12 protein-coding genes are annotated in these 13,292 nt (G+C 63.8%); 7 read left to right on the top strand and 5 right to left on the bottom strand.

Going from position 1 to position 13,292, the window contains the following annotated elements; translation table 11 throughout:
• Nucleotides 1–774: hypothetical protein (locus J5Y21_RS07250; protein ID WP_210574056.1), on the bottom strand; the 774-nt coding region annotated here is incomplete at its 3' end.
• A 286-nt stretch (nt 775–1,060) separates the two neighbouring features.
• Nucleotides 1,061–1,288 carry a DUF3263 domain-containing protein gene (locus tag J5Y21_RS07245; protein WP_210574054.1) on the bottom strand — a complete coding sequence of 76 codons (228 nt, stop codon included), beginning with the start codon at nt 1,286–1,288 and terminating at the stop codon, nt 1,061–1,063.
• Between the two features lie 22 nt (nt 1,289–1,310).
• Here J5Y21_RS07245 and J5Y21_RS07240 point away from each other — a divergent pair, with 22 nt between their 5' ends.
• The 4 genes from J5Y21_RS07240 to J5Y21_RS07225 are packed head-to-tail and all read left to right on the top strand — an operon-like array spanning nt 1,311 to nt 5,198.
• The gene (locus J5Y21_RS07240) at nt 1,311–1,874 is read left to right on the top strand and encodes a peptide deformylase (protein WP_210574052.1); all 564 of its coding nucleotides are present in this window, start codon (nt 1,311–1,313) and stop codon (nt 1,872–1,874) included.
• Complete coding sequence (locus J5Y21_RS07235) at nt 1,874–2,869, top strand: GNAT family N-acetyltransferase (protein ID WP_210574050.1); 996 nt, start codon at nt 1,874–1,876, stop codon at nt 2,867–2,869. Before J5Y21_RS07240 ends, J5Y21_RS07235 begins: the two co-directional genes overlap by 1 nt.
• A 5-nt stretch (nt 2,870–2,874) precedes the next feature.
• Nucleotides 2,875–3,657 carry an exodeoxyribonuclease III gene (locus J5Y21_RS07230; RefSeq protein ID WP_210574049.1) on the top strand — a complete coding sequence of 261 codons (783 nt, stop codon included), beginning with the start codon at nt 2,875–2,877 and terminating at the stop codon, nt 3,655–3,657.
• On the top strand, nt 3,654–5,198 hold the full coding sequence (locus tag J5Y21_RS07225) for a phospholipase D-like domain-containing protein (protein ID WP_210574048.1): 1,545 nt from the start codon (nt 3,654–3,656) through the stop codon (nt 5,196–5,198). Before J5Y21_RS07230 ends, J5Y21_RS07225 begins: the two co-directional genes overlap by 4 nt.
• Nucleotides 5,199–5,340: 142 nt before the next feature.
• Here the strand turns inward: J5Y21_RS07225 and J5Y21_RS07220 are convergent, their stop codons facing one another.
• The 3 genes from J5Y21_RS07220 to J5Y21_RS07210 are packed head-to-tail and all read right to left on the bottom strand — an operon-like array spanning nt 5,341 to nt 7,529.
• A complete protein-coding gene (locus tag J5Y21_RS07220) occupies nt 5,341–6,093 on the bottom strand; it encodes an ABC transporter permease (RefSeq protein ID WP_210574047.1) in 753 nt (250 codons plus the stop codon).
• Entirely contained in the window at nt 6,086–7,072 is a 987-nt protein-coding gene (locus tag J5Y21_RS07215; RefSeq protein ID WP_210574046.1) for an ABC transporter ATP-binding protein, read from the bottom strand. Before J5Y21_RS07215 ends, J5Y21_RS07220 begins: the two co-directional genes overlap by 8 nt.
• Entirely contained in the window at nt 7,065–7,529 is a 465-nt protein-coding gene (locus J5Y21_RS07210; RefSeq protein ID WP_210574045.1) for an NUDIX hydrolase, read from the bottom strand. Before J5Y21_RS07210 ends, J5Y21_RS07215 begins: the two co-directional genes overlap by 8 nt.
• Before the next feature lie 56 nt (nt 7,530–7,585).
• Between J5Y21_RS07210 and J5Y21_RS07205 the strand changes: the two genes are divergently transcribed.
• The 3 genes from J5Y21_RS07205 to J5Y21_RS07195 all read left to right on the top strand — a co-directional run bounded on the left by J5Y21_RS07205 (nt 7,586) and on the right by J5Y21_RS07195 (nt 13,041).
• Nucleotides 7,586–9,163 (top strand): hypothetical protein, encoded by a 1,578-nt coding sequence (locus J5Y21_RS07205; RefSeq protein ID WP_210574044.1) that lies wholly within the window; start codon nt 7,586–7,588, stop codon nt 9,161–9,163.
• The gene (locus J5Y21_RS07200; RefSeq protein ID WP_210574042.1) at nt 9,163–10,230 is read left to right on the top strand and encodes a glutamate ABC transporter substrate-binding protein; all 1,068 of its coding nucleotides are present in this window, start codon (nt 9,163–9,165) and stop codon (nt 10,228–10,230) included. The genes J5Y21_RS07205 and J5Y21_RS07200 overlap by 1 nt, the downstream gene beginning before the upstream one ends.
• A 348-nt stretch (nt 10,231–10,578) precedes the next feature.
• Nucleotides 10,579–13,041 (top strand): tetratricopeptide repeat protein, encoded by a 2,463-nt coding sequence (locus tag J5Y21_RS07195; RefSeq protein ID WP_349236965.1) that lies wholly within the window; start codon nt 10,579–10,581, stop codon nt 13,039–13,041.
• The last annotated feature ends 251 nt before the right edge of the window (nt 13,042–13,292 follow it).

The raw sequence follows: 13,292 nt of genomic DNA, 5'->3' as shown, positions 1-13,292 counted from the left end.
TGAGCTGAAGAGAGGATAGGGATGGGGAGATAGAGGGAGATGAGGAGGGAGGAGGGGGGAGGAGGGAAAAGCGGGAAGGGGGGGGCATAGAGGAGCGAGCTCTTGTGCACGGCTATATGTGTATGGAGGAGAGCGTTCTGCCTCGATGTGTTCCGTGCGCTCGTCGTCATAGTTGTCGTAATCGGCGCGGTCGTCGTAGGCGGCTTCCTTAGAGGTGTACCCGTAGTTATTGTCGCCATCGACGTAGTCACCGATTTCGGCCCCCATTATCGCGGCAGTGCTGCCCGCTGCTTCTTTGTGGCCGTGGGTGTAGCCGTAGCCGTCGGAGTCAGACTTATAACCACCGCTGTAGCCATAGCCTTCGGAGTCAGACTCGTAACCACGGCTGTAGCCGTAGTCGTCAGAGTCAACCTCGTCGCGACGGTGGTGCTTGCCGCGGGCCACAGGTTCGCGCGCGGCGGTTTCACGTTCGGCAGTCTTGCGCTTAGCAGCCTCGCGAACGGCAGGCTCTTCGCGCTCGGCGGCCTCGCGAGCGGCGCGCTCCTCACGCGGGTCGAACTGGTCACGGGCGTCATAGTACTCGTCGAGCGCCTCGTCGAAGGAGCCGTCGCCGGCTGTCTCGTAGTGGTCGGACGCAGGATCCTGCACCAGGTCGTCCGCGAGGTCGCCACGGTCCTGCAGCAGATCCTCGCTCTTGTCTCGGCTGAAGAACTTGCGGGCGCCGCTGAAGCGGCCTTTACGCGGGTCACGGTTACCAGAGTTCACATTAGTCACAGCCGTCACCCTAATGTGCCCACGTCGCCATTCTTTATCCCAACACGCCGAAACCGTGAACTATGCGCTGCATAGGCCCTGCAGATGCAGCACCCCCGGTGCAAAGAGTGCAGTGGGCACCGGCAGCTGAAGATGTTAACCCTAAAAGTTAGTTTCCCCTGGTCGGCAAAAATGGCCCAAAATCACCGACCTGGGGAAACTAAGTTTTGGGGTTAACAACTAGGAAAAGGCAGGCGGGGTTAACATCTAGGGCTAAGTTTTGGGGTTAACAACTAGAGCCCATCCCCTAGGCCTCCCCACCACCCAAAACGCGCTGCTCCCGAATGCGCTGCAGCCGGCGCACTAGCTGGGGGTGTTCGGCGAGGGCGGCGGGGTCGTCGATAAGCGCGTTGAGGCGCTGGTAGTACCGGAACGGCGATATCCCCAGCTCAGCCCTGATGGCGTCTTCGCGGGCGCCGAGGCTGCGGGGAGCGCGGCCGGCGAAGTCGAGTACGGCTAAGTCAAAGGAGTCCACGGATCGATCCTATACTGAGGTAATGATTCGACCGATTGTCATTTACGGCGACCCTGTCCTGCATACCCCGACGGAACCGGTGACGGAACCGATCGAGGAGCTGCAGGAGCTCATTGCGGACATGCACGAGACGATGGATGCCGCGTACGGGGTGGGGCTGGCGGCGAACCAGATCGGCGTGAATAAACGCCTATTCGTCTACCACTGCCCGGACGGGGACACGATGCGCCGTGGCACGGTGATCAATCCGGTGTTGGAGACCAGTGAGATCCCGAAGACGATGCCGAGCGAGGAGGACGACGAGGGCTGCCTGTCCGTTCCGGGCGAGTCGTTCCCCACCGGTCGCGCCGACTGGGCAAAGGTGACCGGCTTGGACGAGAACGGCAAGGAGATCGAGATCGAGGGCACGGGCTTCTTCGCGCGTTGTCTGCAGCACGAGGTCGGCCACCTGGACGGCTACGTTTACCTGGATGTTCTCACCGGCCGCTACAAGCGCGAGGCGAAGCGCGCGGTGAAGCGCAACGGCTGGGACCACGCGGGCAACACGTGGATGCCGGGCGAAGACCCCGACCCGTTCGGCCACTAGTGTTCCGCACCACGCCCGTCGAACCGGGCGACCGCGTGGTCGTGCGTCGCCGCCACGGCAACCACGCCACGGATGTCATCGGGCACGTGGTCACGCTCGACCCGCTGGTCGTGCGCCCGCAAAAAGTCGGCGGCCTCCCATCCGACGCGGAGGCGATCCGCATCGACGAACCAATCGTCGTCCGCCGCCTCGGCCCGCGCCGCATCCGCAACAGCGACATCCGCGCCGTCGAGACCGCCACGGCCCGCGCGTTCCCCGGCCAAGAACATTCGCTTATCGACGCCTGGCTCGCCCGCTCCGGCTCCTCCATCACCGAACGCTCCAACAGCGCCACCCCCATCGGCCACTCGGCCAGTCTGCAGCCGGTCCCGATCGACAAGATCGTCGAGTTCTACCGCGACCGAAAGATGCCGGTGCAGTTGTTGATCCCGGAGCGCATCGGCAAGCCAGCGCTCCACCTCGTCGAGCGCAACCCGGACGCCTGGGAGCTCGGCCCGGAGATCATCACGATGACCCGCTCCCTCGAGGATCTCCCTGACTCTCCTGACAACAGCGCCGCGACCTTCCGTATCGACACCGAGCCCGACGATGCCTGGCTGGACATGTACCACTTCCGCGGCCAGCCCCTGCCGCCGGAAGCACTGGAAGAACTGGCCGAGGAGATCGACGGCGAGCTGGGTTTCGGCCGACTACTCGCCCACGAAAACGAAGACACCATCGCGATCACCCGCGGCACCATCACCTCCTCCGACGACGGCCGCGTCTGGCTCGGCTACTCGGCAGTCGAGGTCGCACCGGACTACCGACGCCAGGGACTGGGCACCGCGCTCGGCGCGCACATGCTCCACTGGGGAGCATCCCGCGGCGCGACCGACGCGTACTTGCACGTCCTCGCCACCAACGATGCCGGGATCGGACTGTACGACAAGCTCGGCTTCGTCGAGCACCACCGTCACCGCTACGCCACCCTGAAACCCGAGCGTGATCTAGGGTAGAGCGCATGCGGATTGCCACGTGGAACATCAACTCGGTGCGCACGCGCGCCGACCGCGCCATCGCGTTTTTGGAGCGCAACGACATCGACGTTCTAGCCATGCAGGAAACCAAGTGCGCGGACGATAGATTCCCGTATTCGGTATTCGAGGCCGCGGGTTACGAGGTCGCCCACGTCGGCTACCACCAGTGGAACGGCGTGGCGCTGATCTCCCGGGTCGGCTTAGAGAATGTTCGCGACCACTTCCCCAACCAGCCCGGCTTCCACAAGGATCCTGAAAAACCTCAAGAACGAGAAGCCCGCGCAGTCGGTGCGACCTGCGGCGGCGTGGACGTCTGGAGCTTGTACATCCCCAACGGCCGCGAGATCGGCGACCGCCACTACGACTACAAACTCGAATTCCTGTGGCGCCTCGCCGAGGCCGTTGAGCCGGGCACCCCGCAGGTCTTCTGCGGCGACTACAACATCGCGCCCACCGATAAAGACGTGTGGGACCGCGCGTTCTTCGAAGGGAAAACGCACGTCACGGAGCCGGAACGTGCGGCCTTTGCCAACCTCCTCGAATCGGGGCTCGCTCCCATCACGCACGAGGAGCCCTACTCGTACTGGGATTACAAGGCCATGCGCTTTCAAAGGAATGAAGGCATGCTCATCGATTTCCAGTTGACGGGAATGGAGGGAAGGGGGTTCGTCGATAAGCATGAGCGCGAGGGCAAGGGCGCTTCTGACCACGCACCCGTCGTCGCGGACTACGACGTCACGCGCATGCTTATCGACGACGTCCGATGATCCCCGACCTTTCCACCTGGCAGCTCATCCTCATGATCGTGGATTACACGATCAAGTTCGCGGTGATCGGCGTCATCCCCGAAAACCGCAAGCCGTCCAGCGCAAATGCGTGGCTCCTGGTCATTCTGCTCATCCCGTTTCTCGGGCTGCCGCTGTATTTCTTCTTCGGCTCGACGTACCTCTCGCGGCGCCGTCACCGCATCCAAAAAGAAGCGAACGACGAGATCAACGACGTCCACGCCGACTTCCCCGACGTGCCAACCAGCGTGCGCTTAAGCGGCGACGTCGCGTCAATGGCGCACCTCAACCGCACGCTCACCGGGTACCCCGCGCTCGAAGGCCACGCGAAAGCGCTGTGGACCGACTACCAAAAGACGATGCTCCGCATCGCCGAGCTTATCGACGCCTCCACCTCCCACGTCCACATCGAAATCTACGCCCAAGCCTGGGACTCCACGACAGCTCCCGTGTTCGAGGCGATGGAACGCGCCGTCGCTCGCGGCGTGAAAGTCCGTGTGCTTTTCGACCACATTGGCTCCCAGAAATACCCCGGCTTCCGCGCATTCAAGCGCAAGCTGACCGCCGCCGGCATCGAGTGGAACCTCATGCTCCCCCTGCTTCCCCTGCAGTGGCGCTTTCGTCGCCCTGACCTGCGCAACCACCGCAAACTCATCGTCATCGACGACCGGGTTGCGATGATGGGCTCGTTCAACCTCATCGACCGCTCCTACCTGGTCCGCAGCCACGTGAAGAAGGGCCGCCAGTGGGTCGACTCGTTCGTCGAACTCACCGGGCCGATCGTCGCTTCCCTCGAATCACTTTTCGCCGTCGACTGGTACACCGAATCCGGCGAACTCATCGACATCACCCCGCCCCGCGACACCGAACCAGATGCTGACACCTCCACGGTCCAGCTCATCCCCTCCGGCCCCGGGTTCACCACCGAACCCAACCTGCGGATGTTCAATACCCTCATCCACCACGCGCGCGAGCGCCTGATCCTCTGTTCGCCGTATTTCGTGCCCGACGACTCCATGCTCGAAGCCATCACCACCGCGTGTTACCGCGGTGTCCGCGTTGATTTATTGGTGGGCGAAAAAGCCGACCAGTTCATGGTTCAGCACGCCCAATCCGCCTGCTACCAGCAGCTTCTCGAGGCCGGCGTCCACATCTGGCAGTTCCCCGCCCCCTACGTCCTGCACTCCAAATTCGCCATCGCCGACCCCGTCACCTGGGCCGACGGCCCCGCTAACCCCGTCGAGGACTCCCCCGCCGCATGTTCTATCCCCGACTCGAATACCGCCGCTGACCTGCACGAAATCGCCATCATGGGCAGCTCGAACATGGATATGCGCTCGTTCTCCCTCAACTACGAGAACAGCCTATTCATCCTGGACGGCCCCCTCATCACCGACCTGTGTGGACTCGCTGCCGCCTACCTCTCCGTCTCCCGCGAGCTCACCCTTACCGAATGGAACCAGCGCCCGTGGTCCAGGCGCTATATCGATAACGTGCTCAAGCTGACCTCGGCATTGCAATAGCGCGGTTTTGCCCCTTGAGAGCGCGCCGATCCGCGGCCGGACCAGGACGCGGCACCGCGAAAAGAGTGAAAAAGAGCGGGAAAGAGAAAACCTGCGGCGGGAAATCCCGTCCGCAGGTAATCCTTGCCCTGAGAGCTAACTTCTAAGCGTCACGTCGCTCTAGGAGTACAAGACCAATGAAGTAAATGACCACTGCCCACACAACGACGATGCCGAACGACCCCCAGAGCCCCAAAGGGTCACCGCCGAAGGGGTTCGGCCTTCCAGTCTGGCTGTTCAGAGCAAACGGAAGCGCGTTGCTGAACGGTGTAATGAACTGGATTTTCTCGCCAATCTTCGGGAGAAATCTGACAGCCAACTCGAAAATCGGCAGCGCAACCATGCTCATCACGGCGCCAGCGGTGGAACGCAATATCCAACCCAAGCCTTGGGCCATCATGACCAGGAGAAACACTGTCAACGGGACGGCCCAGAGCGAACGGCGGGCAAAAATATTGGTCTGCCAATCCACCGGGTAATGGGCAAAATTGTCGCCGGCGATATACGAGAGGAGAAGCGTTACCGCGGTGATGACCACAGCGATAAGTCCGTAGACGACGAGCTTCGACAAAGCGACCTGCCAACGGCGGGGCGTGACCGCGAAGTTAATGGAGTTCACGTTGTAGCGGTAATCGGTGGTCACCACCATGACTGCCTGAATGATGATCGGCATGAGCCCGTAGAACAGGAACTGATACACGACACTGGCGCCGCCGTACACGGGGACGTCCGGGCTGTCCAGGGCCGCGGTGAAGCACACGAAGATGACTGTGAGCACGACGCTGAGCCCGGTCGTCCAGTAAAAGGACTTGGTGGTGCGGAGTTTCGTCCATTCGGAAAGCATTGTTTTAAGCACGGTGATCTCCCGTCATGGAATCGAAGGTAGCCGGGCCAGCAGGCGCGGAACTGGAGCCGGCGGGCAGCCCGGTCTGGTACTCGACGGCGCTCTCGGTGCGGCGGATGTAGGCGTCTTCGAGGGTGGCGCGGCGCTCGGAAAGCTCGGTGAGCATGATGCCGGTGGAGAACGCGAGGGTGCCGATGGATTCGCTGGAACGCTCGGGGATCTCCAAAACGGGGCGGCCGTCGGGGTCGGTGGCCTGGCTGAACTCGATGCCTTCGACCTGCAGGGCAGCGGCGAACTGGTCGAGGTGCGGGGAGCGCACGACGGTGGTGAGGGCGGAGTTCTCCTTGATGAACTCGTGGACGGACGAGGCGGCAACGAGGCGGCCCTTGCCGATGACGACGAGGTGGTCGGCGGTCTGTGCCATCTCGGAGAGCATGTGGGAGGACACGAGGACCGTGCGGCCCTCATCGGCGAAGCGACGGAGAAGATGGCGGACCCAGCGGATGCCTTCGGGGTCGAGGCCGTTGACGGGCTCGTCGAGGATCAGGTATTCGGGGTCGCCGAGCATGGCGGCGGCGATGCCGAGGCGCTGACCCATACCCAGGGAGAACCCGCCAGGTTTCTTGTTGGCGACGGAGCTCAGGCCGACCAGACCAAGCACTTCATCGACGCGGGAGGTCGGGATGCCCGAGGCTTGGGCCTGCCACAGCAGCGCGTTGCGTGCGGAGCGGTTGGGGTGGATCGCCTTGGCGTCCAGGAGTGCCCCGACCTTGCGGAGGGGGTTGGAAAGGGAACGGTAGGGCACGCCGTCGATAAGCGCGCTGCCCGATGTTGGCGTGTCGAGGCCGAGGATCATGCGCATCGTCGTCGATTTTCCGGCACCGTTCGGCCCGAGGAAGCCGGTGACTACGCCGGGTTCGACCCGGAACGTGAGGTCGTCGACCGCGCGGACCTGGCCATATTGTTTGGTCAGGTTCTGTACGTCAATCATGCGCTTTAGCGTGCCACAAAAGCACGCTTAACGACGACTCAAACCCCCGGTGCAATTCATACTCCCTGATTTTGTCCAGCGGAACCCACAGAAGCTCCATAGATTCCGCGTTGGGTTCAAGATCGATGGGCTGGCCGGTCGTGGTGTGCGCCATGACGGTGGTGTAGGTCCAGCCTGGCTCCTCACCGGCGGTGACCAGCTCCTTCTCCACCTCGACGAGGGAGGTGTCAATGCCGCACTCCTCCACCGTCTCGCGCAGCGCCGCCTCCTGCGCCGTCTCATGCGAATCGCGCGCGCCACCGGGCAGCGCCCACGTCCCGCCGTCAGCGACCCAGTGCGCGCGGTGCTGCAACAACACCGTGTCCCCAGCGCGCAGGAAGAGCCCCGCCGCACCGTATTTTCCCCACACGCGCTTACCGCCGGGACCGTCGACCCACCCGTTGCCGTCACCTTCCATGCGAACCAGTCTAACGGTGCGCATGAACCACGGTGCTAGTGCGCTATTCTGGGGCAATGACGCGGGGACAGCGGGCACAGCGACGGGCGGAGGCAGCGGCCCAAAAGGCCGACAAGGCCGCCAAAGCCACCAAAGCCGCCAAGGCCGCACCAGGCGAGCCCGCCGCCAAACCCGCCAAGCAAAAGCCCGACCCCACATCAAAAACAAAACTCCCCCGCTTCACCCCGCGGAAATCGAAGGCCCGCCCGGAGGATCTGGTGGAGCACGAGGACGCGTGGCTGGATCAGCTGGAGGAGACGCCGCGACAGAAGGGGCTGCGCGGGGTCAAGACGCGCCTGGGCGAGTACATGGGTGGCACAGGTCGCTGGGTGGGGAACGCGTGGGGGTTTGTGAGTTCGACCGTCGGCAAGCTGTTGGTTTTGCTGTTGGTGCTGACGATGTTCATGTTCGCGGGTGCGTGGGCGGCGTCGCAGGCGGGCGCGAACCGTGAGTCGGGTTTGCAGACGTTGTTGAATGCGACGGAGCCGATGAGCAATTCGGCGCATACGTTGTTCACGTCGATGAGCCAGGCGGATACGTTGGCGACGACGTCGTTTGTGCAGCCGGGTCTGCAGACGGCGGAGTCGCACCAGAAGTATCTTGACGCGATCGATAGTGCGGTGGTCGCGGCGGATGAGGTGTTGCGCGGCAGTGTGGTGACGCGTGCGGATCACACGGAGAAGGTGCAGGAATCTGTGCGCGAGATTCAGCGTTTGATCCCGCAGTACACGGGGTTGATGGAGCGTGCGCAGGCGAATCAGCGTGTGGGCAATCCGTTGGGCGTGGCGTATATGTCGCAGGCGAGTTCGTTGATGCACGAGACGATGTTGCTGAAGGCGCAGACGATCCTCGATATCACGCGTGAGCAGGTGGAGGACGAGATGAACCGTCTGACGCGCGCGCAGCTGGTTCCGCTGTCGGGCCTATTGGCGGCGCTCATTGCGCTCGGTGCCGCGCAGTACGCGTTGTGGCTGATGTTCCGCCGCCGTTTGAATAAGGGTTTCCTCGCGGCGACGGCGCTCACGCTCGTGGCGATGGTGTGGTTGGGCGCGTCGAATATCGCGGCGTGGGATGCGGGCCGGCATGATTTCGCGAGTACGGCAGGCCCGTACGAGCAGCTCACGAATGCGCGGACGACGGCGCAGGAGATGCGCACCGCCGAGACGTTGACGTTGCTGACGCGCAATACGCAGCGTTCGTCGATGTCGATGAACGATACGTCGGCGGAGGTCGCGAACGCGCTGGATGCGGTGTCCACGGTGACGAATGCGGATGAGATCATCATCGCTCGCAATGCGCTCGCGGATTGGGGTCTCGCGCACACATCCATGATGAACGCGCTGAACAGCGGCGAATATGACCGCGCGGTGAGTCTCGCGACGGACGGCGATGGCAACACGACGGCGACGACATTCGCGCTTCTCGACGAGTCCCTCGGCGAGCTCAATGCCACCGCCCGCTACAAGCAGCGCGAACACATCAACGAGGCATTGGGCACCACGCGCGGCGTCTCCACGGGCATCATGATTCTCATGCTCGCCGCGATCGCGCTCACGTTCGTCGGCGCGCGCCCCCGCATTCAGGAGTACATGTGATGGCACGCATCGCTTATCGACGTCACCCCCACAGCCCCCGCCCCGCCACGACCCTGTGGGCAGCTCTCACTGTCTCGGTACTGCCTTTCGCTGCCGCCTGCGCCCCGGCACCGCCTCCGCCGCAGGAGCAGCTGAGCGCCCACACCACTCACAGTGCGCTGTTCCCACCCGGCGCGCATCTCGACGAACCTGGCGAGGAGCCGGGCGAGGCCGGTCAGCCCGCGGACTGGCCCGGGTCGCTGCGCCCGGACGATAAGACGCCGGAGGAGCGGATCCCGGAGATCTATAAGCGCGGCCGGATCATCGTGGGTGTGGACCAGTCGCAGTATCTGCTCAGCTTCCGCGACAATGCCTCCGGCGAGTTGAAGGGATTCGAGGTCGATCTGGCCCGGGAGATCGCCAAGGATATTTTCGGTGACCCGGATCCTGGCAGAGTGGATTTTCGTTTCATTGATTCCACGATGCGCACCGAGGCGATCGTGTCCGGCCAGGTCGATATCGTGGTGCGCACCATGTCGATCACGAAGAAGCGCCTGGAAGCGATCGATTTCTCTGCCCCGTACCTCGACTCCAGCGTGCGGATGCTCGTTCCGGCGGCGTCGGGCATTGAGTCCACAAGCGACATCACCGATGAGCGCATTTGCGCCGCCGACGGTTCCAATGTGGTAGACATGGCCCGCCGCACTTTCCCCGAACAGGAGATTCTGCGCACCCGCACCTGGACCGATTGCCTGGTTGCCTTGCAGCAATTCCAGACCGGCGCGCTGCTTGGCGACGAGACGATTCTCGCCGGCGCCGCCGCCCAGGATCCCCTCACCACCGTCACGGGCGAAGCAATCGCTGACCAGCAGTATTCGGTGGGCATCCCGAAGGGCAACGACGGCCTGACCCGCCAGGTCAATTCCACCCTCGAGCGCATCCGCCGCGACGGCACGTGGGATTCCATGTTCAACCGTTGGCTCAGCCCGCATATCGACGCCCGCTCCGCCCCCGCCCTCACCTACCGCCCTGAGGAGCCCGACGACCCCGACGAGCCAGACACCCCCGACACCGCGGAAGGAGAATAAGCCGTGACGACGACCGATCAACCGGACCAGCCCAAACGCCCCGCCAGCGACAACACGACCGATCCCGAGTTCGCTGAACCCGAGCTCACCGAGGCCGTCGCCTTCGACCCCTTCGCCGACGATGACGAGGAGGACGACGAGACCAGCGACACCAACGACACCGACGATGACTGGCTCTCCTGGTACGACCACGGCGACATCGACCAGGTGACGGTCCACCCACGCCCCAAAGAGCCCGAAAAGCCCCAAGAACCCGCAGACTCCGCAGAACCCGCCCCAGCCGAAGAACCGCAGGCGACAGAGGCAGTCGCGTTCGACCCGTTCGCAGACGATGACGAGGACGACGAAATCCCCGCCTCAGACGAAGCCGCGCCCACCGAGGGCCCCGAGGCCACGGAGGCGGTGGCCTTCGACCCGTTCGCGGACGATGACGAGGAAGACACCACGGACAGCACGCGCGTGGAGGGGCTGGACGAGTCGGACTTATACGGCAGTGCCGGCGAGTACGCGGGGCTGTTGAAGGACCTTGGTGAGCTGCGCGCTGGCCAGGTGCAACGGGCGCAGGCGGCCAACGCAGAGAAGGAGGCGTACGAGCGGGCGCAGCAGGAGGCGCTGGCGCGGGCGCAGGCGAGCACGAGCGAGCGGGCACGCAGGCAGGCGCTGGACACGTTCCGCGAACTGCGCGGCGTCAAGCGCGCGACACGCACGGTGGCCGACGGCATGGTGGAGCTGCCGTGGGTCGCACCGGTGGAGCCGAATGAGGCGATCAAGGACCCGACGAACGCGATCGTCAACAAGAAGGTCCCCGAGCCGCAGCTGCAGAAGGGCGATATTGTCGCAGGCCAGTACCGGATCCTGGGCGTGATCGCGCACGGCGGCATGGGGTGGATCTACCTGGCGCAGGACGATTACGTGGCGGGCCGCCACGTGGTGCTCAAGGGCATGCAGTCGGAGAAGAGCGAAGACGAGGCAGCGGCCGCGGCGGCGGAGCGGGAATTTTTGGCGGACATCACGCACCCCGGCATCGTGAAGATCTTCAACTTCATCGACGACCCCAGGGTTGACGGGGGATTCATTGTGATGGAGTTCGTGGGTGGGCCGTCGTTACGCGAACGCAAAAATGCGCAAGAAACGCACCTGCTTCCCATCGATCAAGCGATCGCATACATCCTGGAGGTGCTTCCCGCGCTGGGGTACCTGCACAGCCGCGGCGTGGTGTACAACGACCTCAAACCCGACAACATCATTGTCACGGAAGACCAGGTCAAGCTCATCGACCTCGGCGCGGTCAGCGGCATCGGCGCGTACGGCTTCATCTACGGCACGAAGGGCTACCAGGCGCCGGAGGTCGCGCGCGAGGGGCCGAGCATCGCCAGCGATATCTACACCGTCGGGCGCACACTCGCCGCGCTCATCCTCGAGCTGCCGAAGGAGGGCGGCGCGTACTCACACACGCTGCCCACGCCGAGCGACTCGCCGACGCTGCGCCGCTACATCTCGCTGTACCGCTTGCTCGCGCGGTGCTGCCACGAAGATCCGCAGCAGCGTTTCCGCAGCGTGGAAGAGCTCGAGGTACAGCTGCTGGGCGTCCTGCGCGAAATCATTGCGCTGCGCGACGGCATCAACCACCCCGCGCAGCATTCGCTGTTCTCGCCGCAACGTACGACTTTCGGCACCAAGCACCTCGTCTTCCGCACGGATCAGCTTATCGACGGCATCGACCGCACCGTCGAGATTACCCCCTCCGAAGCAATGTCTGCCCTGCCCACTCCCCTGATCGACCGCTCCGATGTCGGCGCCGGCCTTCTCTCCGGTACCTCCTACGCCGAGCCCCAGGAGACCCTGGAGACGCTGCGCCAGGCCTTCAAGGCCACCGAATACGCCGACTCCGCGGAGATCCCGTTCGCCGTCGCCCGCGCGATGCTCGACCTCGGCCTGACCTCGCAGGCGCAGCATTGGCTGAGCAAACTCGACGGCCCGCTGCGCGAGGAGTGGCGCTTCCACTGGTACCAGGGCCTCACCGAGCTCATTCACGGTGATTTCGCCTCCGCGCAAAAAGACTTCTCCGCCGTCCTCGACATCGTGCCGGGCGAGGCCGCGCCCAAGCTCGCACTCGCCGCCGTCGACGAGCTGCTCCTCCAGCAATCAGGGCTACAGCAGCAAAAGCTTATCGACGACACCCTCGCCCGCCACCTCTCCTCCATCCGCACCGATTTGGGCGAATTGCCCAACTCCTATTTCCGGACCCAGGAAAAAGCCGGGGTGATTTCGCCGAAATGGTCCCACGTGACCGACCACCCAGCCACGCTGCGCCTTAATGCAATGCGTCTTTACGCTCTGGTGTGGGCCGCGAACCCCACCACCGTCTCTTCCGCTTTCGGCCTGGCCCGCCAGCTCATGTACGAAGGCGAAGTCGAGATGGCCGTCGCCGCACTGGACAAGGTGCCGCAGCAGTCCCGTCACCACCGCATGGCCAAATTGACCACGATTCTCTACCTGGTCAGCGACGAACTCACCGAAGCCCGCATCCGCCGCGCCGCCCGCCGCCTGGAGGAGATCCCCACCAACGAGCCACGCCTACTCCAGATCAAGGTCGCTGTCCTCCGCGCCGGCCTGACCTTCCTCCGCGATTCCGGCGCCTCCGCCGCCACCGCCAAGACCCACTTATTCGAGTACGACTTCACCATCAAGGACCTTCGCCGCGGTCTGGCCATCACGCTGCGCGAGCAGGCCCGCCGTGCCCCGTTCGCACGCCACCGCTACGCGCTGGTGGACACCGCGAACAAGGTCCGCCCCGCGACCTGGTTCTAGCGGCTGCTATGCCCAGCAGGCCTCGCTGCGCCTGGCAGGCCTCGCTGCTCCCGCCTCAGCGCCGAGGATGTGAACCCCAGTTGTGAACCCTCTTTGTTAACTCCAGAATTTAACCCCTCGAGGATGTTAACCCCAGAATTTAGTTACCCCAGGTCGGAAAAATGGCCCTCAAACCGCGACCTGGGATAACTAAGTTTTGGGGTTAACATCTAGAAAACTGCAGGTGCAAAGGCGAATGTGGCCGGCATCTG

The organism is Corynebacterium sp. Marseille-P3884, assembly GCF_017942225.1.
Lineage (GTDB): Bacteria > Actinomycetota > Actinomycetes > Mycobacteriales > Mycobacteriaceae > Corynebacterium.
The sequence above is the reverse complement of the archived record's forward strand: the minus strand, read 5'-3'. Positions and strand labels throughout refer to the sequence as shown.

Coding starts and splice junctions, on each gene's coding strand:
- J5Y21_RS07230 (WP_210574049.1), top strand. CDS start 2,875: ATGCGGATTGCCACGTGGAACATCAACTCGGTGCGCACGCGCGCCGAC.
- J5Y21_RS07225 (WP_210574048.1), top strand. CDS start 3,654: ATGATCCCCGACCTTTCCACCTGGCAGCTCATCCTCATGATCGTGGAT.
- J5Y21_RS07200 (WP_210574042.1), top strand. CDS start 9,163: ATGGCACGCATCGCTTATCGACGTCACCCCCACAGCCCCCGCCCCGCC.
- J5Y21_RS07240 (WP_210574052.1), top strand. CDS start 1,311: ATGATTCGACCGATTGTCATTTACGGCGACCCTGTCCTGCATACCCCG.
- J5Y21_RS07205 (WP_210574044.1), top strand. CDS start 7,586: ATGACGCGGGGACAGCGGGCACAGCGACGGGCGGAGGCAGCGGCCCAA.
- J5Y21_RS07210 (WP_210574045.1), bottom strand. CDS start 7,529: ATGGAAGGTGACGGCAACGGGTGGGTCGACGGTCCCGGCGGTAAGCGC.
- J5Y21_RS07215 (WP_210574046.1), bottom strand. CDS start 7,072: ATGATTGACGTACAGAACCTGACCAAACAATATGGCCAGGTCCGCGCG.